This is a genomic window from Nocardia otitidiscaviarum NBRC 14405 (assembly GCF_000308635.1).
GTDB classification, from domain to species: Bacteria; Actinomycetota; Actinomycetes; order Mycobacteriales; family Mycobacteriaceae; genus Nocardia; species Nocardia otitidiscaviarum.
This window is the reverse complement of sequence record NZ_BAGD01000118.1, coordinates 45,650-68,674: the sequence shown is the minus strand read 5'-3', so window position 1 is coordinate 68,674 and position 23,025 is coordinate 45,650. Positions and strand designations below refer to the sequence as shown.

Here is a 23,025-nt window from a genome sequence, read left to right as displayed (position 1 = left end):
CGCTCCCACGAGCTGAGCGGCCCCCGTGTGGTTCGCGGCGCGTCCCGGTTCTGGACTGACCGGAGCGGAGGAGCGAAGCGGGGGAGCGGAGGGAGGGAAGAACCGGGACTTCCAGCGCCGCGAACCCGCCCGGAGCGAAGCGGAGGGCAATTAGACACAGTTGCTGGTTTGCTGCCGGGCTCCGACTCGCCCCAGCAAAGGTGGATTTCTCACACCCGTCGCAGCAATCCCACTGGTCACGATAAGCTGCAAGGAGCACGTGCGTGTCTGTTCCGCCGGTGGGGAAGCCGGCGGCGCGGACGTGCCGGAGGTCAGTGGCGCATGATGGGAAACAGTCAAGCGAGGTCCGGAAACAGCCCAATAAACGCAGGGAACGTCATCGGCGGTGGAACCCAGTTCCTCACGGTCGCCGAAGTGGCGAGTCTGATGCGGGTTTCCAAGATGACGGTGTACCGGTTGGTGCATTCGGGAGAGCTGCCCGCGGTGCGGGTCGGCAGATCCTTCCGGGTGCACGCCAAAGCCGTGCACGACTACCTGGAGACGTCGTACTTCGACGCCGGGTAGGCACGGTCGACGACCGGTTTCGTTCGCCGAACGATGGCCCGGTAGCATTGACCGGCATCCTGTACGTGCCGGTGGTGCCGTCGGGTCTTCGTCGGCCCGTTACGGGTTTGGACTGTGCAGGGTCAGGAATGTTGAACCCCGCGGACGCGGGGCTGACGACCCGAGTAGAACGCGAGGAACAACCCTATGGGTTCTGTGATCAAGAAGCGCCGCAAGCGCATGTCGAAGAAGAAGCACCGCAAGCTGCTTCGTCGCACCCGTGTGCAGCGGCGCAAACTCGGCAAGTAAGAGCTGAGCTGTAGCTGAAGCCCGTCGCCCGCCGCGACGGGCTTCAGCTTTTTCGTCGGGTGACCGAACTCATCGTTAGATCCTGGTTAATACTCTTCGGCGACCCCCTGTCCTGCGGCTACCCTGGGAGCGCGGGAAAAACAGAAATGGGGGCTTGCAAGTGGGTTCCGGTGGGCCGAGCATCCGAGACGGGCATGTGCCCCGGGTTGTGATGGTTACCGGTGCGAGCCGGTTCTTCGGTGGCAATGTGGTGGCCCGGCTGGCCGCCGACGAAACCATCGAACGAATCATCGCCGTCGACGCGAAACAGCCGAGCCGGGAGTTGCTCCGCCGGATGGGCCGCGCCGAGTTCGTTCGGGCCGATATTCGAAATCCGTTGATACGCAAGGTGATCGATGGAAATCAGGTGGATACGGTGATCCACCCGGCGGCGCTGTCCCGGCCACCCTCGGGTGGCGGTCGCGCGGCCATGAAGGATATCAACGCCCTGGGCGCGATGCAGCTGTTCGCGGTCTGTCAGAAGTCCGAGCACGTGCGTCGCGTGGTCGTCCGGTCCTCGTCGGCCGTGTACGGCTGTAGCGCGAAGGATCCGGTGCGGTTCACCGAGGAGATGAGTGCGCGCACCCCACCGCGCGGCTGGTTCGCGCGCGACATGATCGAGGTGGAGGGATTCGTGCGCGGGCTCGCACGGCGGCGTCCCGATATCTCGGCGGCGATTCTGCGCTTCTCACCGATCGTGGGACCGCAGTTGGCCAGTCGCGGGGTGCAGTATTTCCGTTCGCCGGTCACGCCCACCATCCTGGGGCGCGATCCGCGGCTGCAACTGCTGCACGAGGAGGACGCCATCGCGGCGCTCACCCATGCGGCCATGGGCGCGCCGGGCGGCACCTTCAATGTCGCGGGTGACGGTGCGATGGCATTGTCACAGGCCATCCGCCGCGCGGGCCGGATCGAATTGCCGGTTCCCTTCCTGGCTTTCCGCACCTTCGGTCGCAGCATCATGGGACCGGTAATGCGGGAATTCACTGCCGAACAGATCGACTACTTCCATTTCGGCTGCGGGCTGGACACCACCCGGATGCGTACCGAACTGGGTTTCGAGCCGCGCTGGACCACGGTGCAGGCTTTCGACGACTACATAGGGGGCGCAGCGTTGCGGCCCGTAATCGATCCCCGCTGGATCGACGCCGCGGAGAACAAACTTCTCGGCCTGCTCGGGGCCGGGACGGGAGCACACCAATGAACGACGTAGCGAAGGTGATTCGACTTCACGATGTGGATTTCGAGGCGCGGCACCGTCCGTCGCGTCAGTGGCCGGGTGAGCGCACGCTGAGCCCGGTCACCTCGTTGACCGATCGGCTCGCCGAAGCCGAAGCGCGGCAGCCGAAATCGCTGGGGGAGCTGATTCGCGGAGCCGTCGCCGACGGGGTCCGCACCACCGCCGATTTCGCGCGGCGTCGGCTCACCGGCGACTATCAGGTCGACGAATTCGGTTTGGACGAGCACCTGCTCGAATCGGTGATCCTCCCGGCGCTGCGGCCGCTGTCGGAGCTGTGGTTCCGGGTGGAGGTCAGCGGCATCGAGAATCTCCCAGAGTCCGGTGGTGCGCTGGTGGTCGCCAACCACGCGGGCACGGTTCCGTTGGATGGGCTCATACTCCAGCTGGCCGTGCACGACCGGCACCCCAAGCAGCGGGCGCTGCGGCTGCTGGCGGCGGATCTCGTGTTCGAGCTGCCGCTCGTCGGCGGGCTGGCACGCAAGGCCGGACATACCCTGGCCTGCCCGGCGGATGCCGAAAGGCTGTTGCGCGCAGGGGAAATCGCGGGTGTGTTCCCCGAGGGGTACAAGGGGATCGGCAAGCCGTACTCGGAGCGGTACAAGTTGCAGCGGTTCGGGCGCGGCGGTTTCGTCTCGGCGGCGGTGAAGACCGGGGTGCCGATCATTCCGTGCTCGATCGTGGGTTCGGAGGAGATCTATCCGAAGCTCGCGGATATCAAGCCGTTGGCGCGTCTGCTCGGCGTCCCGTACTTCCCGGTGACGCCGCTGTTCCCGCATCTGGGGCCGCTGGGTGCGCTGCCGCTGCCGTCCAAGTGGCATATCGAGTTCGGTGCGCCCATCTCCACGAGCGGGTACGAACCGGCCGACGCGGACGATCCGATGACCATGTTCGAGATCACCGATCAGGTGCGCGAGAACATCCAGCAGACGCTGTACAAGCTGCTCACCAAGCGCCGCAACCCGTTCACCGGTTGAGGCGGATCCAGGTGTGACATGTGAATGGCCCCGGTCCTGGCGGAGGGGGGCCATTCGGCTACCTGGGGGTATGAGCTGCCGCTGCCAGTGTGTTTCCCGCCACTTTGTCTACGACGGCCCGTAGTGTGATCTACTACACGCTGTAGTCTGCGGACATGCCTATGTGGATCATCCCGATCATCTCGATCGTCAGCGCCGTGCTCATCGCCATCCTCTTCGTGGGTGGTTTCCCCAAGGATGACCACTGATCAACCCGCTTTGGCCTCGCGCTTGCGCGTGAGGACCGCGGCGGCCGCACCGCCCGCGGCACCCAGTGCCAGGGCGGTCGGCACGCCCACCTTCGCGGCCTTGCGCCCGGTGCGGAAGTCGCGAATCTCCCACCCGCGATTCTTCGCCACCTCGCGCAGATCCGAATCCGGATTGATCGCCACCGACGTGCCCACCAGCGAGAGCATCGGCACGTCGTTGTGACTGTCGGAGTAGGCTGTGCAGCGCTTCAGGTTCAGGCCCTCGCGGATCGCCAGGGTGCGCACCGCGTGCGCCTTGCCGAGTCCGTGCAGGATGTCGCCCACCAGGCGGCCGGTGAACACGCCGTCGCGGCTCTCCGCGACCGTACCCAGCGCACCCGTGAGACCTAGTCGCTTGGCGATGACCTGCGCCAGCTCCACCGGCGTCGCGGTGACCAGCCACACCTGCTGACCGGCATCGAGATGCATCTGCGCCAGCGCGCGGGTGCCCGGCCAGATCTTGTCGGCGATGATCTCGTCGTAGATCTCCTCACCCAGTTCGGCCAGTTCGGCGGTGGAGCGTCCGGCGATGAAGGCCAGCGCCTTCTCCTTGCCGCTGGCCATATCGGCGCTGCTCTCCTTGCCGCTGACCCGGAATTTCACCTGCTTCCAGGCGATATCCACCAGATCCGAGGTCTTGAAGTACTTGCGCGCCGCCAGCCCGCGCGCGAAATGCACGATGGACGCGCCCTGCACCATGGTGTTGTCGACATCGAAGAACGCCGCCGCGGTGAGATCGCGTGGCACCGATTCGGCGACCGGCTCCTCGGCCTCGTGCAGGGCTAACGCGGCCTCGGCACTGGCCTCACCCGCCAGGTTGGCGCGGACCTCCTCCTCCGTCGGGCCGAACGGGCTGCGGGCGATCCGGGTGAACTGGTCCTGCAGGCCACCCCAGCGGGTGGGAAATTCACCGAATCGTCCCGCGATGAAACTCGTCCTCGCCTCTTTCGATCGTTCCGGCACCAGTACCTCCGCGGGGTTCACGTGAACACGTCCACAGTATCCCGGCCCGATGGCCGGAACGTAGACGGCGATCGACAAGTGTTGAATGACGCTATGAGCGATCCCACCCCGCAGGTGACCCTGCTGACCCGCGCCGGGTGCCACCTGTGCACCATCGCGCTCGAACAATTGCGCGTCGTCTGCGCGGAATTCGGCATCGAACCCGCCACCGTGGATGTGGACGAGGCCGCGGCCACCGATCCGGGATTGCGCGCCGAATACGGCGACCGGCTGCCGGTGGTCCTGCTGGACGGGCGGGAACACAGCTATTTCGATGTGGACGAGCCGCGACTGCGGGCCGATCTCGCCCGGTGAAACGCGGCGTGGACGCCGGGGGAGATTTCCGGCGCGTCCCGTAGCGGTGTCCGCACGATAGGGGTTGAATGACCCACGGGGCCGGAGCCTGGCACAAAGTGACTGAATTCACCGACTTTGTGAAGGGCTGCACAAGCGGTTACGGTGGTGGCACGCAACCCGCCTCGAGGGTCTCTCGGGGGCAGTGGTAGCAGCCCCTAGAACCCGACACGACCTGCAACGCGACCGCCTCGCGACGGTCGCCCCGGCGTCGGGTCGACAGCACGAAACCCGGACACCCACCCCCGGCCGGACGAGGAGCGCAAGCGACGTGACAGAGCAGCATGAGACGCCCGGTGGCGTCTCCGGCAGGGCTCTGCAGAAGGACATACCGCAAGCCACGGTAGCGCGGCTCGCCACGTATCTCCGGGTGCTCGCCGTTCTCGCCGACGAAGGTACGGCCATCGTATCGAGTGAGGAACTGGCTGTCGCGGCGGGTGTCGGTTCCGCCAAACTGCGCAAGGATCTTTCGTTCCTCGGACCCAACGGCGTGCGCGGGGTCGGCTACGACGTGATCAAGCTGCGCGACCGCATCGAGGACGTGCTGGGCCTGTCCGAGGGCCACCGCGTGGTGCTGGTGGGCGCGGGCAACCTGGGCCGCGCGCTGATCGGCTACGGCGGTTTCCGGCGGCGTGGTTTCTCCATGGTCGGCATCTTCGATAACGATCCGGCGGTCATCGGCACCACCGTGAGCGGCCTGCCGATCCGCGATGTGGCCGAACTGCCCCGGGCCATCGGCCTGCTGGAACCGACCATCGCGGTCATCACGGTGCCCGACGCGGCCGCGCAGGGGGTCTGCGACCTTCTGGTCGAGGCCGGTATGCAGAGCATTCTCAGCTTTTCCCCGGTCGCGCTGGACGCACCCGACGCCGTGGAGGTGCGGCGGGTCGACCTGGCGGTCGAAATGCAGTTGCTGTCCTTCGAACGCGCCCGCAACGCCGAGCTCGAGGCCGCCGAATCCGAGGTGGCGGCCGGGGAGACGGTGGGCGCGGATACCGTGCGCGCGGCGGCCGACGCGGCGCTGGAGCGCACCGTGCACACCGCCGAACGCGGCACGCGGCGGGTGACGCCGATTCAGACTTCTCATGCGGCAATGGAGCCAACCAAGGGATCGGTGGTCACGCCATGAGTGTGCTGCTCGTCGGTATTTCACATCGGAGCGCGCCGGTCGCGGTGCTGGAGAAGGTCGCGATCACCGAGGACGACCGCCCCAAGCTGACCGACAGGATGCTCGCCTCCAGCCACGTCTCGGAGGCCATGATCGTGTCCACCTGCAACCGGGTGGAGATCTACGCGGTGGTCGACGCCTTCCACGGCGGGCTCGGCGAGATCAGCGACATGCTCACCAGGCACTCCGGACTACCGCTGCCCGAACTCACCAAGCACGCCTACGTGCGCTACGCCGAGGCCGCCGCCGAGCACCTGTTCGCGGTCGCCTCCGGCCTGGACTCCATGGTGGTCGGCGAACAGCAGGTGCTCAGCCAGATCCGCGCCGCCTACGCCGCCTCCGACGCGCAGCAGGCCGCCGGACGCACCCTGCACGAGCTGGCGCAGCACGCGCTGCGCGTGGGCAAGCGGGTGCATTCGGAGACCGGTATCGATCGCGCGGGCGCGTCGGTGGTGTCGGTGGCCCTGGATCGGGCCCGCGCGGTGCTCGGCGCGGCGGAGCTGAGCCGCGAGGCCGCCGCCAGCGTCAGCGAGAACGCGGTGGCGCCCTACGACTCGGCGCTCATCGGCCGCACCGCGCTGGTGCTCGGCGCGGGCGCCATGGGCGGACTCGCGGTGGCGCAGCTGGCGCGGGCCGGGGTCGGGCGCATCATCGTGGTGAACCGGACCCTGGAGCGGGCGCAGCGCCTGGCGCGCACCGCCACCGATATGCACGGCGTGACCGCCGACGCCATGGAGATGTCGCGCATGGTCGAGGCCATGGCGGCGGCCGATCTGGTGGTCACCTGTACCGGCGCGGTCGGCGCGGTGGTGACCCTCGCCGACGTGCACCGCGCCCTGGCCGGTCGTCCGCATCAGCATCTGGTGATCTGCGATCTGGGCCTGCCGCGCGATGTGGAGCACGCCGTGGCCGGGCTGCCGGGCGTCACCGTCATCGACATGGAGACGCTGCAGCGCGACCCGTCGGCCGGGGCCGCCGCCGACGACACCGTCGCCGCGCGTGGCATCGTCGCCGACGAACTCGCGAAATACCTTGCCGGACAGCGCATGGCCGAGGTCACCCCGACCGTGGCCGCGCTGCGCCAGCGCGCGGCCGAGGTGGTCGAAGCCGAACTGCTGCGCCTGGATTCGCGGCTGCCGAGCCTGGCCGCCGACGATCGCGAGGAGGTGGCGCGCACCGTGCGCCGCGTCGTCGACAAACTGCTGCACGCGCCGACGGTGCGGGTCAAGCAGCTGGCCTCCACACCGGGAGGCGACAGCTACGCCGAAGCACTGCGTGAGCTGTTCGAACTGAAACCCGGTGCGGCACAGGCGGTCGCCGCACCCATGGAGATCGCGGCGCTGGGGGAGCTCGCCGACGATTTCACCGCCGCACATCTCGGGGACGAACAGGGGCCGAACTCATGACCGGAGCGATGGTGCACGGAGATCAGGACACGAGGGCGCGCGGCACGATCGAATCACCGTGGCGCATCGGTACCCGCGGCAGCCAGCTGGCGCTGACCCAGGCGGGCACCGTGCGCGACACCCTGATCGCGGCGGGCCAGCACGCCGAACTGGTGATCGTGAAGACCGCGGGCGACAAGTCGTCGGATCCGGTCGAGAAGATCGGCGTCGGCGTGTTCACCGCCGCCCTGCGCGAGGAGTTGGCCGCGCAGACCGTCGATATCGCGGTGCACTCCTACAAGGACCTGCCGACCGCGCCGGACGAGCGCTTCACCATCGCGGCCGTACCGCCGCGCGAGGATCCGCGCGACGCCCTGGTGGCGCGCGACGGCCTCGTCCTCGGTGAGCTGCCCGCCGGTTCGGTCATCGGCACCTCCGCCCCGCGCCGCGCCGCCCAGCTGCGCGCGCTCGGACTGGGTATCGAGGTGGTGCCGCTGCGCGGCAACCTCGACACCCGCATGCGCAAGGTGGCCGAGGGTGAACTCGACGCCGTGGTGGTGGCCCGGGCCGGACTGGTCCGCATCGGCCGCACCGACGTCATCACCGAAAGCCTGGAACCGGTGCAGATGCTGCCCGCCCCCGCACAGGGTGCGCTGGCGGTCGAGTGTCGCGCCGAGGACACCGAACTCGCGACCATCCTGTCCGCGCTCGACGACCCCGGCACCCGTGCCGCGGTGGCCGCCGAGCGTGCGCTGCTGGCCGAACTCGAGGCCGGTTGCACCGCTCCGGTGGGTGCACTGGCCGAGGTCGTCGAATCGCTCGACGACGACGGCCGGGTGGTGGAGGAGTTGTCGCTGCGCGGTGGCGCGGCGGCGATCGACGGCTCGGACGTGATCCGGGCGTCTGTGGTCGGCTCGCTCGCGAATGCCGCTGAGCTGGGCCGTTCATTGGCGCGTGAGCTCTTGGAGCTGGGGGCGCGCGACCTGCTCAGCGCCCCCTCGGTAGGCGCTGCCGTTGACAGCAATCCCAGCCCGATGGAGAACAACCCATGACTGAGCGCAGCGAAGGAATCATGAGCACAGGGCCGTCGGCCGTGACCGTATCGAGCGCCGGCGAGGTGCGGGCATGAGCCGGGCCGCCAAGAAGCACCCCGGACGGATCCTATTCGTGGGGTCCGGCCCGGGTGATCCGGCGCTGCTCACCGTCCGGGCCCGCGAGGTGCTCGGGCGAGCGACGCTGGCGTTCACCGACCCCGATGTCGACAAGGGCGTGTTGGCGCTGATCGGCACCGCGGTCGAGGCGGGCCCCGACGGGGAGCGTCCCGTCGACGTGCGCCCGGCGCTCGGCGACCCGACCGAGGTGGCCAAGACCCTGATCTCCGAGGCGCGGGCCGGGCACGATGTGGTGCGCCTGGTCTCCGGTGACCCGCTGACCACCGATTCGGTGATCCAGGAGGTCAACTCGGTCACCCGCTCGCACATGGTGTTCGAGGTGCTGCCCGGACTGCCGTCGGGTGCGACCGTGCCCGCGTACGCGGGTATCGCGCTGGGCTCCAGCCACACCGAGGTGGATGTGCGCGGCGAGGTGGACTGGGCGGCCGTCGCGGCCGCGCCGGGTCCGCTGGTGCTGCACGCGACCTCTGGGCATCTGGCCGAGACCGCGAGCGCGCTGGTGGAGCACGGGCTCGCCCCGCAGACCCCGGTGGCGGTGACCGTGCGCGGCACCACCCGCCAGCAGCGCACCATCGAGGCCACGCTGGCGACGCTCAACAACGCCGCTTCCGAACTGGTCGGCCCGCTCGTGGTGACGGTCGGCAAGGAGGTCGAGAAGCGCTCCAAGATGTCGTGGTGGGAGTCGCGGGCGCTGTACGGCTGGACCGTGCTGGTGCCGCGCACCAAGGAGCAGGCCGGTGAGATGAGCGAGAAGCTCGTCATGCACGGTGCCATTCCGATGGAGGTACCCACCATCGCGGTGGAGCCGCCGCGCTCGCCCGCACAGATGGAGCGCGCGGTGAAGGGCCTGGTGGACGGGCGCTACCAGTGGGTGGTGTTCACCTCCACCAATGCCGTGCGCGCGGTGTGGGAGAAGTTCGGCGAGTTCGGGCTCGACGCCCGCGCGTTCTCCGGTGTGAAGATCGCCTGCGTGGGCGAGGCCACCGCGGAGAAGGTGCGCTCGTTCGGCATCAATCCCGAGCTGGTGCCGTCGGGGGAGCAGTCCTCCGAGGGGCTGCTGGCCGACTTCCCGCCCTACGACGACGTTTTCGATCCGGTCAATCGGGTGCTGCTGCCGCGTGCGGATATCGCCACCGAGACCCTCGCCGAGGGGCTGCGCGACCGCGGCTGGGAGATCGACGATGTGACCGCCTACCGCACCGTGCGCGCCTCGCCGCCGCCCGCGGAGACCCGCGAGATGATCAAGACCGGCGGTTTCGACGCGGTGCTGTTCACCTCGTCCTCCACCGTGCGGAATCTGGTCGGCATCGCCGGTAAGCCGCACGCGCGCACCATCGTCGCGTGCATCGGCCCCAAAACCGCCGAGACCGCTATCGAATTCGGCCTGCGCGTGGACGTGCAGCCGGATGTGGCGCAGGTCGGCCCGCTCGTCGAGGCGCTCGCCGAGCACGCCGCCCACCTGCGCGCGGAAGGTCTGCTCCCGCCGCCGCGGAAGAAGAGCCGCCGCAGCAGCCGGTAACCGGCCGCGATCTTCGACGCCAACGGGCCCCGCACTCGAAACGTGCGGGGCCCGTTGCTTTCCCGGTCCCGGGTGACCCCGGAGTCCTCATCTCTCTCCGAGGCCGAATCCGGGCCGGGCCGCGGCGGCCGACTCGGTTCGATCGAAACCGACTGCCGCAGTTCATCGAAGCCCTTTCCACTCCTAGGGCAGGTGCCGCCTCGTCGCAACCGCTGGGCGCGCCGCCTCGTCGTGATCGCAGGGACGTGGTCCCGTCGTGATCGCCGGGTCGTGCGGCCAGCCCTGTGGTTGCTGATCACCGCACCGCACAGAGGATCCTGCGGCTCGCACTGTTCAGATTCCCGCAACGCCGTATGCGTGGGTGCTGGGCCGTGGTAGCCGTCGGAACGGTCAATCGGCACCGGCAGCCACTGCTGTGGGACCGAGCTGTTGGGTGGCGAGGTCGTGCGCCGGGGCTGGTGCCATTCAGCGGAGTCGTCCTTGCCGCCCGCAACTTGGCCGCAGTCCTCGAAGTCGGTCTGGGTGTATGCGGTGTCGGGGGGTGCGCCGGTACCCCGCACCGGAATGGCGCGGTGCGGGATACCGGCTGGGGTCGGCGGCGGGTGGCGCACCCCCATTGCCAGCGCCGATCGCCGCCGGTGTGGTTCAGCGGCGGGCTTGCATGAGGCGGCGGACCATGCGGCAGGTGGTGGGAGACGGGGGATGGACGCCGATCACCTCGGCGGTGTGGTGGATCTTCTCGTCGGTCACCTGGTCGGGGGTGAAGGCGCCCGCGTCGAGCAGGGCGATGGCCAGGCGCATGGCCTTGAGGCGGCGGTTGTGGGCGATGTACCAGGAGCGGGGGCGCCCGGCGGGGAGCGGCTGTTTGACGAGCGGCCGCCAAGGCTGGGCGATGGGGTCCCCCTTCTTCGGGACGGTTGCGGTGGGCAGGGTGGCGATGGCAGCGAGCACGGTCGATCCTCTCGTCGCGATCGGGGCCGCCCGATGCGATCCCTCGAACACATATTCGATTGTACCGGCAACCTACGACAAAATCCGCTGCTCACCATGGGTGGTGCGGCCGCACCCCGGTCGCGATTTCTCGCACGGCCTGCCAAGCTGTCAGCTATGTCTGCCGTGTTTCCCGGCGCCGGGCGGGTGGGTGCCGCGGTGGTACGGGTGCTGGATGGGGACGGCGCCGCCGTCGGCACCGGCTTCGTGATCGGCCCCGGTCGCGTCGCCACCTGCGCCCACGTGGTGACGGCCGCCGTCGGTCCGGCCGCCGACATCGCGACAGCCGTTGTAGCCCTGGACTTCCCGTTGCTCGACGGCGCACCGCGGGCCACCGCACGCGTGCACAGCTGGGATCCGGTGCGTACGGACGGCCGCGGCGATATCGCCGTCCTCGAACTCGACGACGTGCCCCACGCCGATCTCGCCCCGCCGCCGCTGTGGCGCGCGGATCGCCCGTGGGGCCGCGAATTCCGAGCGATCGGCTTCCCCACGGAACTCATCGACGGCGTCTGGGCGTGGGGCGAGTTCCGCGCCCCCCAGGGCTCCGGCTGGCTGCAACTGCACGCCGCCGACGGTGCGCAGCCGCTCACCGGTGGTTTCAGCGGTGCACCGGTCTGGGATGCGGGCAGTGAGGCCGTGGTGGGGATGGCCGTGGCCGCCGACCGCCGTCGCCTGACCCGCACCGCGTTCATGATCCCGGTGAACGAGGTGCTCGGTCTCGACCCGGATTCGCTGCCGAACCCGTATCGCGGTCTGGAACCTTTCGGCGAGAACGACTCCCACCTGTTCTACGGGCGCGGTCCGGATATCGACCGCGTGCTGGCGGCATTGGCTGAGCTGTCCGTGGTGGCGGTCGTCGGCCGCTCCGGAATCGGCAAATCGTCCCTGGTGCGCGCGGGCGTGGTGCCGCGCCTGCGCGCCGAGGGTGTGCGGGTCGTGTACCTGAGTGCTGAAACATCCTGGACGGCAGCCGAGCCCGAAGTGTCGCTGACAGCAGTCGAGCATGAAGCGTCGCAGGTGGTAGCGGAGATCGAAGTGTCGCGGGAGGCGGTCGAGTCTGCGGCGTCGCGGGCGGCAGCCGAGTTCGCGATCGGCCCGGCACCGCGTGCTGCTCGCAGCCCGGCCGTCGGAACCGGCGACGGTGCCGAAGCGTCGACGGTGCTGGTGGCGGACCAGTTCGAGGAGTTGGTGGCGACCGACCCCGCCCGCGCCCGGGAACAGCTGGGCGACCTCCTGGGGCGCGCCGCGGATCCGTCCGTACGGTTGCTGCTCACCCTGAGCTGGGATGTGCTGGAAGCGCTGACCGCCGGCGACCTCGGCCACGCCCTGGACCGCGCCACCATCGCCCTCGCACCCATGGGCCGCGAGCAGCTGCGTCAGGCCATTCGGGGCCCCGCCGCCCATGCTCCCGGCGTGGATCTCGACGACGACCTGGTGGAACGCCTCGTCGACGACACCGTCGGCGAACCCGGTGGACTGCCACTGCTGGAATCGGTGCTGACCGAACTGTGGGAGCAGCGTCGCGGCGGCCGCCTCACCCTCACCGACTACGAGGCCGTCGGCCGCGCCGCCGCCTCCATCGCCCGCCGCGCCGAGCGGGTGTTCGGCCAGTTCACCGCTGCGGCCGACCGTCGTGCGGCCCGTCGACTGCTGACCATGCTGGCCGCGCCGCGCGGCGACGGCTTCGTCCGGGTGCCGGTCTCCATGCGCGACGTGCCCGAATTGCGCTCGGTGGCAGGACGATTGGCGCGGGAACGGCTGGTGGTCACCGGTCGCGGCACGGACGACGCCGACGTGGTGGAACTCGCCCACCAGTCGCTCATCGGCAACTGGCCCCGGCTGCGCGCATGGCTGGAGTCCGACCGCGACTTCCTGGAATGGCAGCAGCGCACCGAGCGCGCCCGCCGCACCTGGGTGGCGCACGGCCGCGACGACGGCGAACTGCCGCGCGGCGGCGCCCTCCAGGACGCGGAGGAATGGCTGAGCCGCCGACCCGACGACATCGCGGATCCACTGCGCGAGTACGTATCCGCCGGTATCCGGGTGCGGCGGCGCGAGGTGGCGCGCTGGCGGGTGCTCACCGCCGTGCTGGCGGTGCTGGCCCTGGTGGCGGCGGGCGCCGCGGCGGTGGCGTACCGCACCGGTGAACAGCGCGAGCAGGCCCTGCGTTCACTGGCGGGCGTCGCCCTGGCCGAACGGTCGCTGCAACTGGCGCAGTCGCGGCCGAATCTCGCCTTGCAGTTCGCCCAGGCCGCGGCCCGGCTCGCGCCCGGTGACCATACGGTGGAGGCGGCGCTGCTCACCCAGCAGTTGCGGCTGGCCTCGGCGGTTTCGGTGCGCACCGGCCTCGGTGAGGACGTGCGGCTGGTGGCCGCCGACCGCACCGCCGCCGTGGTCGCGATCGGTGACGGCGACGGTACCGTCGCGGTCTGGCGCGACCTGTTGGACGGTGGCAGTGAGCCATGGCGGCTGCCCGTGCGCGATGTCGTCTCGCTGGTGCTCAGTGCCGACGGCAGTCGGCTGGCGACCGTGAATACCGTTGGCGGCGTTCGGCTGTGGGATGTGGACCGGCGGGCGGGGCCGTTCGAGGTGCTGGCCGACGGCCCGGTCGCTCCGGCCGTCACCGCTATCAGCGCGATGTTCTCCGCCGACGGAACGCGATTGGTGGTCTCCCGCGACCCGCGCCGATCCCCGGTCCCCGTCGACCACGGCAAGCGGCTGGCCGCGGACGTGGGCGACCCCGACACCGTGACGACCTTCGACACCACCGGGCCGGACCCGATACCGCTGGCCTCCTACACCGCCGAGGTGCCTTCGGAATCGATTCCGGTGCATGTGGATTCGTCCGGACGAAGCTGGTTCCTGGCCGTCGACGAACGCGGCGACCAGCGGTACCGGCTGCGCGCCGCGGACGGCACCGCGCTGCGGCCCACCGATCCGGCCCAGGGCACGGTCACCGACTGCGGTGACGGCCGCCTGGGCGAGATCACGGTGCCCGAGCCCACCGGCCCGCGCGTGTACGGGGTGGGTTCCGGCTGTGCCGCAGTCCCGCCCGGCGCGGTGATCGAACGCGATGAGACCGGGCGCTACCTGGTCGCTGCCTTCGCCCCCGAAAGCGCGGCCTTCCAACTGGTGCACCTGGTGGATCTGGTCACGCGGCAGACGTACAAGGTGCAGGCGCGCTATCAGAGCACCGGCAGGCCGTCGTTCCTGGTGCGGCCCGGCGCGGCCGGGCCGGAGCTGTTCGTGGTCGGCGCCGATGACCTGACCAGGCACGCGCCCGCCGCCGCGGTCGGCTCCAGCGCCGAATTCGGTGCGGATCCGACCCTCATGCACTGGAGTGCCGACGGCCGCTTCGTCGCCGAATTCCACGCCGACGCCGCCCGGGTGGACCTGCGGGAGGTGCTGCCGATAGTGCGGCCGCCGACCACGCTGACGCTCGACGGCCGCGACGCCGCGCGGATGCGCGACATGACCGTCACCGCGGACGGGGCCTACCTGGTGCTGGGCTTGGATTCGCATGAGCTGCTGGTGTATTCGATTCCGGAGCTGCGCCCGGTCGCCCGCCTGGAACTGCCGGTGCCGCTGGAATACGCCGGTCCGCACGCCCGCCGGGTGCCGGTCGCCCTGGTGGCGTCGCACGCGGACGAGGTGGCGGTGCTGCACGCCGGCTATGTGAGCCGCTGGCGGGTGGGCACCGGAGCCGCGCTCGGGGGACCCCAGCAGGTGTGGCGTGGCAGTGCGGACTTCGCCGATATCGCGGAGCGGGCCACGGCCCTGCGCAACGGGACGGCGGTGGGCGATCTGATGATCTTCACCCGGCGTGGGCTGGTGATCTGGGACAGCGTGGCGGGCCGCCGGATACGTGAGCTGACGGGATCGGACACGGGGTGGATCGACACCCTCGCCAAGACTGTCGATCTCCCGATCGCCTATGTGTGGACGGAGGTGCGGCGGGTGGAGCGCTGGGATCTGGCGACCGGGCGGATCATGGCCGCCCCCGTCGCGATTCCGTGGGCTCCGCTGGTCGAACTCACCCCCGATGATCTCATCGTCACCGGATGGGTGTCGGCCAAGTTCCACGTCCTCGACGCCGAGCGCGGAACCCTGGTGAACACCCAGCTACCCGCCACCGCGCTGCGGTTGTGGATGGCGCGCACCGGCACCGACATCCACTTCATCACCGACCACGGCCTGCTGAGCCTGAATCTGGACCGGGAAAACATCCTGGACCGCTTGTGCGCGGTCAACGACCGCGCCTTCACCGAGGCGGAGCGAGAACTGCTGCCACCGGGCGCGGATGCCACGCCCCCGTGCGGTGGATGATCCGGAATTCGTACCCAACCTTTTCGCCCGCCGCGCGGTCGTACTCCATACGGCCGGTGCGTGCCCTGCGAGGGGTATGGCGCGCCCGGCCGCACGACCAGGAGGCACGATGCGCAAGCTGCTCAGCAGAGATCTGTCCGCACTGCTCGGTGCGACCCGGGCGGCGGTGCTGGAGGCCGTCGCCGACGGCGGCAGCACCACCGAACTCGCCCTGCGGCTCGGAATCTCCCCGTCCTCGGCCAGCGAGCACGCCGCCGTCCTGCGCGGCGCGGGCCTGATCACCAGCACCCGCACCCGAAACCAGGTGCGGCACCGGCTCACCCCGCTCGGCGCGGCCCTGCTCGGCCTCGAATCCCCACCCCGCCCCGCAACCGATCCGACCCCACGCACGCTCGACCCGAAGGCGGCGATCACGCACAACCGCCACCGCTCCGAGTTGGCCCACGCCACCGCTCACCTCGGCGACCGACCGCGGTGAGACTCCAACCACCACCGCATCACACCGCACATCCGATGCGCCTCACCGCGCCAGGCTCGCCCGCACCGCCGGGACGGAGCCGGGCTCACGCTGCCGAGCGGGAGCCCCCCAGGTTGTCGTGCCGCACGCGCTCCGGCTTCGGCCGGGATGTGAGCGCTCGCTCAGGCCGCCTGCAATTGCGCGCGGACCTTCGCGAGCGCGCCCGCCACGTACGCCTTGACCGTGCCCGCCGCCAGGCCCATCATGGCCGCGGTCTGCACGTAGGTGTTGCCCGCGTAGGTGTGCAGCACCACGGCCTCGCGTTCGCGCGGCGGCAGTTGTTCGAGGGCGGTGATGAGGGCGTGCCGCAGCGAGATCTGTTCGTCGAAGGCGATTCCGGCCCGGTCGGCGAGGGTGACGATGCGGTCCTGGCCATCGGGGTCGAGGTGGGCGCGGTCGACGGCGGTGCGCTTCCAGCCGTCCTTGATCAGGTTGCCGGTGACCCGCCACAGGTAGCCGCGCATGGCCGCGGTGTCGCGCACATCCGGCCGTGCGGCGTAGGTGCGCACCAGCGCGGTCTGCACGATGTCCTCGGCGTCGCTGCGATTGGGCACCTGGGTGACGGTCCAGCCGATGAGCCGGTGCCGTTCGGTCTCGTAGACCTCCACCAGTAGTTCGTCGAACCGGCTCGGTGCCGGTGCGCCGTCCCGGGCGATGCGCACCAGCGCACTTCCGGCATACGGGCTGGAGATCAGCAGCAGGGGTTCGTACGCGCATTCCCGCAGCAGTTCGCCCAGCAGTTCGGCGAGCTCCGCGTCGAATGCCGCAGATTCCCGATTCGCGTCCATTCCCACCTCGCGCCAGCCACCGACACCGCGCTGTGCACCTTACGGCACCAACCCTCCCGTTGACCGGCGCAGTACCGATAGGCCCGGGTGTATTCGCAGGTCAAGCGGATTCCCAGGGCGGGAGCGGACCGTCCCGCAACCCGTTCGCTCCGGGGGCATATCATCGCCCTATGACCGGATTGGACCGCCCACGGCGGTTGCGCCGTACTCCTGCACTGCGTCGGCTCGTCGCCGAAACCACCGTCGAGCCACGGCATTTGGTTCTGCCCATGTTCGTCGCCGACGGGATCGACGAACCGCGCGAGATCTCCTCCATGCCGGGCGTGTACCAGCACTCCATGGATTCGCTGCGCAAGGCCGCCGTCGAGGCGGTCACCGCGGGCGTGGGCGGGCTGATGCTGTTCGGCGTGCCGAAGCCGGAGGACAAGGACGCGGCCGGCAGCGGCGCCAGCGACCCCGACGGCATTCTCAACCGCGGGCTGCGGGCGCTGGTGCAGGAGGTCGGCGGCTCCACGGTGGTCATGGCCGACACCTGCCTGGACGAGTTCACCGATCACGGCCACTGCGGTGTGCTGAGCCACGACGGCGCGGTCGACAACGACGCCACCCTCGACCGCTATATCGATATGGCCCTGGCGCAGGCCGAGACCGGGGCCGACCTGCTCGGCACCAGCGGCATGATGGACGGCCAGGTGGCCGCCATCCGCGCCGGGCTGGACGCGGCCGGACATATCGACACCGGCATCCTGGCCTACGCCGCCAAGTACGCCTCGGCCTTCTACGGCCCGTTCCGCGAGGCGGTCGGTTCGTCGCTGCAGGGCGACCGCCGCACCTATCAGCAGGATCCGGCCAACCGCCGCGAGGCCATTCGCGAACTGGATCTGGATCTGGCCGAGGGCGCGGATATCGTCATGGTGAAACCCGCCATGTCGTATCTGGACATCCTGCGCGAGGTCGCCGACCGGTCCACAGTGCCGGTGGCCGCCTATCAGATCTCCGGTGAGTACGCCATGATCACCGCCGCCGCGCAGAACGGCTGGATCGACCGGCGCGGCGCGATTCTGGAGTCGCTCACCGGAATTCGGCGGGCGGGCGCGGATATCGTGCTCACCTACTGGGCGACCGAGGCAGCGCACTGGTTGTCGTGAATCGAATCGCTCCACCGACGGGCCCACGGCCCGTTCCCGAGGATGTCCGCACCGCCACCCAGCTCTGGTGGGCCGCGTTGGCCGTGGGCGTGGTGCAGGTGATCGCCACCGTGCTCACGCAATTCGGGCAGCGCAAGGACTTGGCCGAGGAGTTCTTCGATCAGGTGCGGGCCGATCAGCCGACGGCCACCCTGGCGCAGGTCGAACTCATGGTGATGGTGGTACTTGTCATCATGGCCGTGCTGTGGTTGGCGCTGCTGGGCGCCGGCGCGGCGGTGGTGTATCAGTTGGGGCGCGGAAAGTCTTGGGCGCGAACGGTTCTCATGGTGCTCGGGGTCTTCCTGGTGGTGGGCGGACTGGGTGCTCTGTTCGGTCCGGGCACGGGTGGGATCGCGGGTCTGGTGGCCGGTGGCGCGTCCGTCGTGCAGGCGGTGCTGGCCGCCGGGGCCGTATTCCTCTGCTACCGCGCGGAATCCGACGCGTACTTCCGTCCCGGACCGCGGTGAGCGCACCGGAGTTTGTACCGGCGGGTAGGCACGGTATGGTGAGGACAGTCACAGGGAAATTGGGAACCGGAAGTCGGGCATCATCCGTTGGGCAATGGTGCGCTCGGCTCCGGTGGTTCGGAGGCAATGATGCGAGTGGTGATTCAGCAGCCGCACAGCCTTCGGCGAGATCTGCTGGTGCTGAGTCTGTTGATTCTGTTCGGACTGCTCACCCTCGCCGTGCTGTTGATTCCGGGGCTCGTCGGCTGACCCCCATGACCGAGACGCCGGGCCCATGACCGACGCGCCAGCGGCCCCCGCGCCTCCGGTGCTGTTCGCCGAGCCGGGTGCGCGCTGGCGGACCATCGCCTACGGTCCCGCCCTCTGCGGTCTCATTCTGGTGCTGGAAGTGGTGCGCGGCGGCGCGATCCACTGGTTCGGGCTGGCGTTCTGCGCGGCGCTGCTGGGCGGATTCGTCTGGCTGCAGGTGGTCGCCGGGCGACGGCACATCAGTGTCGAACTCACCGACACCCACCTGCGTCAGGGCACCGAACTGCTGCCGCTGCGGAATATCGCGGCCGTGCTGCCGGAGGTCGACGAGGAGTCCTGGGATGATGAGGACTGGCAGTCGGCCAGGGCGCTCGGGGAACTCACCGGGGTGCCGCGGCGGCGCGGCGGCATCGGACTGAAGTTGCGCGACGGCGGGCTGGTGCAGGCGTGGGCGCGCGATCACCGCACGCTGCGCGCCGAACTCACCGCCGCGCTGGAACGGCTGCCGGAGCTGGAGGACCGGGATGCCGTGGGCAGGGATATCGAGGAACGGGACGAGGAGAAGGGGGCGCGCTGATGCGGTGGCTCGCCGTGCTCGCCGAATTTCTTCTGGTGCCGCTGTGCGGGGTGACGGCGGTGTGGAGTTGGCGGCGAGGTGTTCAGACCAGCTGGTATGCGCCCAATGGCGATATGCCGGGCTTCGAGGCGGTGCGCTACGCGGGCCCGTGGCTGCTGCTGGCGGCGGTGGCCGTGGCGGTCGGCGGGCTGCTGCTCATCGATGCCGTGGCGCGCACGCGGCGGACAACCGCCGGACACTGACGCGCCATCGCACCGATTGAACGCCCGCGGGGCGGACAATCTCCGAATATGACGCTCATACCCGTGTTCTCCTGGCTGGATTTGCTACCGGTGCAACTGAACTGCCTGCTCAGCACCGGGTGGGCGGCGTTCTGCCTGGGGCTGCCGCTGTCCTGACGACCTATCGGGTCCAGTTCTGGTACACGTCCAGCACCCGTCCGCCGCGGGTGCCGGGTGCGTTCAGGAACACCACGACCGAGCCGTCGGGATGCTGCGCGGCCTCCATCAGCACCTGCCGCAGCGAGGCGTGCACGCCGCCGTTGTCGTCCCGGTAGATCCGGGTCTCCGGATGCAGTCCCGCACCCATCCGGTTCAGTGGCACGAACATGCTGACCACGGCGGGCAGCGGTCCGGACGCCACCATCGCGGTCTCCTCGTGCGACAGGTGCATTCCGATCCGGCCCTGATCCGGTTGGACGATCGGCACTCCCGCGCTGGCCTGTCCCGCCCCGAGCGCCAGTCCCGCCACGGCGGCGAACAGTCCCGCGCCGAAGAGTGCGATCCGCATGAAATTTTCCTCCCGATAGTCCGAATATGCCCTGGTGCTCGAGATTACGCACCAGCAACTACACAGCGAATGAATGACGCGCCGTGTGCGTTGGACCACCCCACTACACCCTGTCGTCGACGCTGGATCGGGCGGCTGCGACACTGGAAGCCGTGAGTTCTTCTCCGCGTCTGAGCCAGGCATCGGTGCCGGTCTCCGCCCAACTCTTCGCACGCGCCGCCGAGGTGATCCCGGGCGGCGTGAACTCGCCGGTGCGAGCCTTCAATTCCGTCGGGGGAACACCCCGGTTCATCGCCTCGGCGCGCGGCTGCACGCTGACCGACGCCGACGGTAACGACTACGTGGATCTGGTGTGCTCATGGGGGCCCATGATTCTCGGGCACGCGCACCCGGACGTGGTCGAGGCGGTGCGCCGCGCCGCCACCGGTGGCCTGTCGTTCGGCGCGCCCACCGAGGCCGAGATCGAACTGGCCGAGGCCATCGCGGCGCGGGTCGCCCCGGTGGAGCGGGTGCGGCTGGTGAACTCCGGCACCGAGGCGACCATGAGCGCGGTGCGGCTGGCGCGCGGATTCACCGGGCGCTCCAAGATCATCAAATTCTCCGGCTGCTACCACGGACATGTGGACGCGCTGCTCGCCGACGCCGGTTCGGGCGTCGCCACGCTGGGCCTGCCCACCTCACCGGGCGTCACCGGGGCGCAGGCGGCCGACACCATCGTGCTGCCGTACAACGACCTGGAGGCCGTCGCCGCCGCCTTCGCCGCCCATCCGGGTGAGATCGCCTGCGTCATCACCGAGGCCGCCGCGGGCAATATGGGCGCGGTCGCGCCGCTGCCCGGCTTCAACGCCGGACTGCGGCGGCTCACCACCGAGCACGGCGCGCTGCTCATCATGGACGAGGTGATGACCGGCTTCCGGGTGAGCCACTCCGGCTGGTACGGCATCGACGGCGTCGCGGGTGACCTCTACACCTTCGGCAAGGTGATGAGCGGCGGGCTGCCCGCCGCGGCGTTCGGCGGTCGCGCCGAGATCATGAACCACCTCGCGCCGCTGGGCCCGGTGTATCAGGCGGGCACGCTGTCCGGGAATCCGGTCGCGGTCGCCGCCGGTCTGGCCACGCTGCGCGCCGCCGACGAATCGGTGTACGCCACGCTGGACAAGAACGCGCAACGCCTCGGCGGACTGCTCACCGCGGCGCTCACCGCCGCCGGTGTCGGCCATCAGGTGCAATTCGCGGGCAATATGGTGAGCGTGTTCTTCGCCGACACCCCGATCACCGACTACGCCACCGCCAAGGCCAGCGAAACCTGGCGCTTCCCGGCGTTCTTCCATGCGCTGCTCGACCACGGTGTGTACGCGCCGCCGAGCGCGTTCGAGGCATGGTTCGTCTCCGCGGCGCTCGACGAGGACGCATTCGACCGTATCGCTGCCGCCCTGCCCGCCGCCGCCTCCGCCGCGGCCGCCGCCACCCCCGAAGGATCCGCGTGAGCTCCGACCATTCCGACACCGGTCTGCCGGCCCCCACCCCACAGCCCGTCTCCACCACCGACGCCGCCCGCCTGCTGAACTCCCTGCGCCAAGCGGAGAGTGACTCCGCAGCGGCCCGCTCGGCCGAGGCGAGCACCGCCTCGGATACCTCGGAGGTTTCGAGTACTCCGGACGCCTCTGACGCCGCGGATGCTGCGGTGCCCGGCGCGGATGCCGACAGCGCCGCGGCGGCGAGCGCGCCGGACGGCGATGAGATCTCCGTCGCCACCGGCGATATCGTCCTCCCGGGCGAGGTGGCCAGCGATGTCGAGACCATCGTGCACGTGCTGCGGCACGGTGAGGTGCACAACCCCAAGGGCATCCTGTACGGCCGCCTGTCCGGCTTCGGGCTGTCGGTGACGGGTCAGGCGCAGGCGCAGGCCGTGGCGCGTTCGCTGCGCGACCACGACATCGCGCTGGTGGTGGCCTCGCCGCTGCAGCGCGCGCAGGAGACCGCGGACCCCATCGCCACCCAGCACGGGCTGCTCATCCGCACCGACGACAATCTGATCGAGGCCGGGAACACCTTCGAGGGTCTGCGCGTCGCCGCCCGCGACGGCGCGCTGCGCAAGCCCCGGCACTGGTTGAAACTGCGCGACCCGTTCACCCCCTCCTGGGGCGAGCCGTACCTCCAGATCGCGCACCGCATGCTGGCCGCGGTCAACAAGGCCCGGGTCGAGGCGGCGGGCCGCGAGGCGGTGCTGGTGTCACATCAGCTCCCGGTGTGGACGCTGCGCCGCTTCCTGCAGGGCCAGCGCCTGTGGCACGATCCGCGCCGCCGCCAGTGCTCGCTGGCGTCGCTCACCTCGCTGGTCTATCAGGGCGACACCCTCATCGACATCGTCTACTCCGAGCCCGCCGGGGCCACCGATCCGACGGTGACCGGGGCATGACCGAGCAGCGCCGAGAGCAGCAGGCCCCGCGTGCGAACGCGGGGCGACCATCCGTGCCGGGGGGCCACCGCGGGATCCGCGCCCTCCGCTCGGGCGGGCCGCTCCGGCGCACCCCGCCCCGGCGCGTTCTCTCGATCCTGTTGGCGAGCGTATGCCTGGTCGCCGCGCTCGCGGGCTGTTCGACGGCGGGTAAGGACGCGGTGGCCCAGGGCGGCACCTTCGATTTCGTGTCACCGGGCGGCGAGACCGATATCTTCTACGATCCGCCGTCGAGCCGCGGCACCATCGGCACACTGTCCGGGCCGGATCTCATGACCGACGGCAAGACCACCGCGGTGAGCGATTTCCCCGATCAGGTCGTGGTGCTCAATATCTGGGGCCAGTGGTGCGGTCCGTGCCGCGCCGAGGCTCCCGCGCTGGAACAGGTCTACGAGGCCACCAGGGATTCCGGGGTCGCCTTCCTCGGCATCAATGTGCGCGACAACCAGAAGGACAAGGCGCGGGATTTCGTCACCGACTACAACGTCGGCTACCCGTCGATCTACGACCCGTCCATGCGCACCCTGCTCGCGCTCGGCGGCAAATTCCCCACCAGCGTCATTCCCACCACGCTCATTCTGGATCGCCAGCATCGCGTCGCCGCGGTCTTCCTGCGGTCGCTGCTCGCCGAGGATCTCCAGCCGGTCGTCGAGCGCATCGCCGCCGAGGGCCGGTCGTGAAC

22 protein-coding genes are annotated in these 23,025 nt (G+C 69.9%); 18 read left to right on the top strand and 4 right to left on the bottom strand.

Annotated elements, in window-relative coordinates:
- Positions 1-324: 324 nt before the first annotated feature.
- The 4 genes from ON31_RS26955 (at position 325) to ON31_RS26945 (ending at position 3,105) form a co-directional block, all read left to right on the top strand.
- Positions 325-564, top strand: coding sequence for a helix-turn-helix domain-containing protein (locus tag ON31_RS26955; protein ID WP_081592759.1), 240 nt, complete (start codon positions 325-327; stop codon positions 562-564).
- Positions 565-750: 186 nt separating this feature from the next.
- Positions 751-852, top strand: a complete 102-nt coding sequence (locus tag ON31_RS35890; RefSeq protein ID WP_003402602.1) for a 30S ribosomal protein bS22 — start codon at positions 751-753, stop codon at positions 850-852.
- Positions 853-1,063: 211 nt separating this feature from the next.
- The gene (locus tag ON31_RS26950; RefSeq protein WP_085996493.1) at positions 1,064-2,095 is read left to right on the top strand and encodes an NAD-dependent epimerase/dehydratase family protein; all 1,032 of its coding nucleotides are present in this window, start codon (positions 1,064-1,066) and stop codon (positions 2,093-2,095) included.
- Positions 2,092-3,105 carry a lysophospholipid acyltransferase family protein gene (locus ON31_RS26945; RefSeq protein WP_039817582.1) on the top strand — a complete coding sequence of 338 codons (1,014 nt, stop codon included), beginning with the start codon at positions 2,092-2,094 and terminating at the stop codon, positions 3,103-3,105. The genes ON31_RS26950 and ON31_RS26945 overlap by 4 nt, the downstream gene beginning before the upstream one ends.
- A gap of 248 nt (positions 3,106-3,353) precedes the next feature.
- On the opposite strand, the gene ON31_RS26940 is transcribed toward ON31_RS26945, so the two are convergent.
- On the bottom strand, positions 3,354-4,277 hold the full coding sequence (locus ON31_RS26940; protein ID WP_051037795.1) for an HAD family hydrolase: 924 nt from the start codon (positions 4,275-4,277) through the stop codon (positions 3,354-3,356).
- A 171-nt stretch (positions 4,278-4,448) separates the two neighbouring features.
- Here ON31_RS26940 and ON31_RS26935 point away from each other — a divergent pair, with 171 nt between their 5' ends.
- The 5 genes from ON31_RS26935 to ON31_RS26915 all read left to right on the top strand — a co-directional run bounded on the left by ON31_RS26935 (position 4,449) and on the right by ON31_RS26915 (position 9,992).
- Positions 4,449-4,709: a glutaredoxin family protein gene (locus ON31_RS26935; protein WP_039817581.1), complete on the top strand. Its 261-nt coding sequence runs from the start codon at positions 4,449-4,451 to the stop codon at positions 4,707-4,709.
- Between the two features lie 310 nt (positions 4,710-5,019).
- Positions 5,020-5,877 (top strand): redox-sensing transcriptional repressor Rex, encoded by an 858-nt coding sequence (locus tag ON31_RS26930; RefSeq protein WP_029926077.1) that lies wholly within the window; start codon positions 5,020-5,022, stop codon positions 5,875-5,877.
- The gene (locus tag ON31_RS26925) at positions 5,874-7,322 is read left to right on the top strand and encodes a glutamyl-tRNA reductase (protein WP_039817580.1); all 1,449 of its coding nucleotides are present in this window, start codon (positions 5,874-5,876) and stop codon (positions 7,320-7,322) included. Before ON31_RS26930 ends, ON31_RS26925 begins: the two co-directional genes overlap by 4 nt.
- Before the next feature lie 8 nt (positions 7,323-7,330).
- Entirely contained in the window at positions 7,331-8,353 is a 1,023-nt protein-coding gene (gene hemC, locus ON31_RS26920; RefSeq protein WP_051037794.1) for a hydroxymethylbilane synthase, read from the top strand.
- A 73-nt stretch (positions 8,354-8,426) separates the two neighbouring features.
- Positions 8,427-9,992, top strand: a complete 1,566-nt coding sequence (locus tag ON31_RS26915) for a bifunctional uroporphyrinogen-III C-methyltransferase/uroporphyrinogen-III synthase (protein ID WP_039817578.1) — start codon at positions 8,427-8,429, stop codon at positions 9,990-9,992.
- 645 nt (positions 9,993-10,637) lie between these two features.
- On the opposite strand, the gene ON31_RS26910 is transcribed toward ON31_RS26915, so the two are convergent.
- Positions 10,638-10,943, bottom strand: a complete 306-nt coding sequence (locus tag ON31_RS26910) for a hypothetical protein (RefSeq protein WP_039817611.1) — start codon at positions 10,941-10,943, stop codon at positions 10,638-10,640.
- Between the two features lie 156 nt (positions 10,944-11,099).
- Between ON31_RS26910 and ON31_RS26905 the strand changes: the two genes are divergently transcribed.
- Entirely contained in the window at positions 11,100-15,311 is a 4,212-nt protein-coding gene (locus ON31_RS26905) for a serine protease (protein ID WP_169335041.1), read from the top strand.
- Positions 15,312-15,420: 109 nt separating this feature from the next.
- A complete protein-coding gene (locus ON31_RS26900) occupies positions 15,421-15,789 on the top strand; it encodes an ArsR/SmtB family transcription factor (protein WP_039817576.1) in 369 nt (122 codons plus the stop codon).
- Positions 15,790-15,950: 161 nt separating this feature from the next.
- On the opposite strand, the gene ON31_RS34915 is transcribed toward ON31_RS26900, so the two are convergent.
- Positions 15,951-16,616: an RNA polymerase sigma factor gene (locus ON31_RS34915; RefSeq protein WP_051037788.1), complete on the bottom strand. Its 666-nt coding sequence runs from the start codon at positions 16,614-16,616 to the stop codon at positions 15,951-15,953.
- Between the two features lie 170 nt (positions 16,617-16,786).
- Here ON31_RS34915 and hemB point away from each other — a divergent pair, with 170 nt between their 5' ends.
- The 4 genes from hemB (at position 16,787) to ON31_RS26875 (ending at position 19,338) form a co-directional block, all read left to right on the top strand.
- Positions 16,787-17,764: a porphobilinogen synthase gene (gene hemB, locus ON31_RS26890; RefSeq protein ID WP_039817574.1), complete on the top strand. Its 978-nt coding sequence runs from the start codon at positions 16,787-16,789 to the stop codon at positions 17,762-17,764.
- The gene (locus ON31_RS26885; protein WP_029926063.1) at positions 17,761-18,270 is read left to right on the top strand and encodes a hypothetical protein; all 510 of its coding nucleotides are present in this window, start codon (positions 17,761-17,763) and stop codon (positions 18,268-18,270) included. Before hemB ends, ON31_RS26885 begins: the two co-directional genes overlap by 4 nt.
- A 274-nt stretch (positions 18,271-18,544) precedes the next feature.
- Complete coding sequence (gene mce1N / locus ON31_RS26880) at positions 18,545-19,096, top strand: transport-regulating membrane protein Mce1N (protein WP_228811442.1); 552 nt, start codon at positions 18,545-18,547, stop codon at positions 19,094-19,096.
- On the top strand, positions 19,096-19,338 hold the full coding sequence (locus ON31_RS26875; protein WP_039817573.1) for a hypothetical protein: 243 nt from the start codon (positions 19,096-19,098) through the stop codon (positions 19,336-19,338). Before mce1N ends, ON31_RS26875 begins: the two co-directional genes overlap by 1 nt.
- 160 nt (positions 19,339-19,498) lie before the next feature.
- On the opposite strand, the gene ON31_RS26870 is transcribed toward ON31_RS26875, so the two are convergent.
- On the bottom strand, positions 19,499-19,885 hold the full coding sequence (locus tag ON31_RS26870; RefSeq protein WP_039817572.1) for a hypothetical protein: 387 nt from the start codon (positions 19,883-19,885) through the stop codon (positions 19,499-19,501).
- A 152-nt stretch (positions 19,886-20,037) separates the two neighbouring features.
- Here ON31_RS26870 and hemL point away from each other — a divergent pair, with 152 nt between their 5' ends.
- The 3 genes from hemL to ON31_RS26855 all read left to right on the top strand — a co-directional run bounded on the left by hemL (position 20,038) and on the right by ON31_RS26855 (position 23,023).
- Positions 20,038-21,372 carry a glutamate-1-semialdehyde 2,1-aminomutase gene (gene hemL, locus ON31_RS26865; protein WP_039817571.1) on the top strand — a complete coding sequence of 445 codons (1,335 nt, stop codon included), beginning with the start codon at positions 20,038-20,040 and terminating at the stop codon, positions 21,370-21,372.
- A gap of 254 nt (positions 21,373-21,626) precedes the next feature.
- Entirely contained in the window at positions 21,627-22,304 is a 678-nt protein-coding gene (locus ON31_RS26860; protein ID WP_370450442.1) for a histidine phosphatase family protein, read from the top strand.
- Positions 22,305-22,444: 140 nt separating this feature from the next.
- Positions 22,445-23,023, top strand: coding sequence for a TlpA disulfide reductase family protein (locus ON31_RS26855; RefSeq protein ID WP_370450351.1), 579 nt, complete (start codon positions 22,445-22,447; stop codon positions 23,021-23,023).
- Positions 23,024-23,025 lie beyond the last annotated feature (2 nt).

Bases quoted from the DNA above. Each gene is read 5' to 3' on its own strand.
- ON31_RS26915 (WP_039817578.1), top strand. From the start codon at position 8,427: ATGAGCCGGGCCGCCAAGAAGCACCCCGGACGGATCCTATTCGTGGGG.
- hemC (WP_051037794.1), top strand. From the start codon at position 7,331: ATGGTGCACGGAGATCAGGACACGAGGGCGCGCGGCACGATCGAATCA.
- ON31_RS35890 (WP_003402602.1), top strand. From the start codon at position 751: ATGGGTTCTGTGATCAAGAAGCGCCGCAAGCGCATGTCGAAGAAGAAG.
- ON31_RS26875 (WP_039817573.1), top strand. From the start codon at position 19,096: ATGCGGTGGCTCGCCGTGCTCGCCGAATTTCTTCTGGTGCCGCTGTGC.
- ON31_RS26935 (WP_039817581.1), top strand. From the start codon at position 4,449: ATGAGCGATCCCACCCCGCAGGTGACCCTGCTGACCCGCGCCGGGTGC.
- ON31_RS26870 (WP_039817572.1), bottom strand. From the start codon at position 19,885: ATGCGGATCGCACTCTTCGGCGCGGGACTGTTCGCCGCCGTGGCGGGA.
- mce1N (WP_228811442.1), top strand. From the start codon at position 18,545: ATGACCGACGCGCCAGCGGCCCCCGCGCCTCCGGTGCTGTTCGCCGAG.
- ON31_RS26905 (WP_169335041.1), top strand. From the start codon at position 11,100: ATGTCTGCCGTGTTTCCCGGCGCCGGGCGGGTGGGTGCCGCGGTGGTA.
- ON31_RS26950 (WP_085996493.1), top strand. From the start codon at position 1,064: ATGGTTACCGGTGCGAGCCGGTTCTTCGGTGGCAATGTGGTGGCCCGG.
- ON31_RS26945 (WP_039817582.1), top strand. From the start codon at position 2,092: ATGAACGACGTAGCGAAGGTGATTCGACTTCACGATGTGGATTTCGAG.
- hemB (WP_039817574.1), top strand. From the start codon at position 16,787: ATGACCGGATTGGACCGCCCACGGCGGTTGCGCCGTACTCCTGCACTG.
- ON31_RS26925 (WP_039817580.1), top strand. From the start codon at position 5,874: ATGAGTGTGCTGCTCGTCGGTATTTCACATCGGAGCGCGCCGGTCGCG.
- ON31_RS26900 (WP_039817576.1), top strand. From the start codon at position 15,421: ATGCGCAAGCTGCTCAGCAGAGATCTGTCCGCACTGCTCGGTGCGACC.
- ON31_RS34915 (WP_051037788.1), bottom strand. From the start codon at position 16,616: ATGGACGCGAATCGGGAATCTGCGGCATTCGACGCGGAGCTCGCCGAA.
- ON31_RS26955 (WP_081592759.1), top strand. From the start codon at position 325: ATGGGAAACAGTCAAGCGAGGTCCGGAAACAGCCCAATAAACGCAGGG.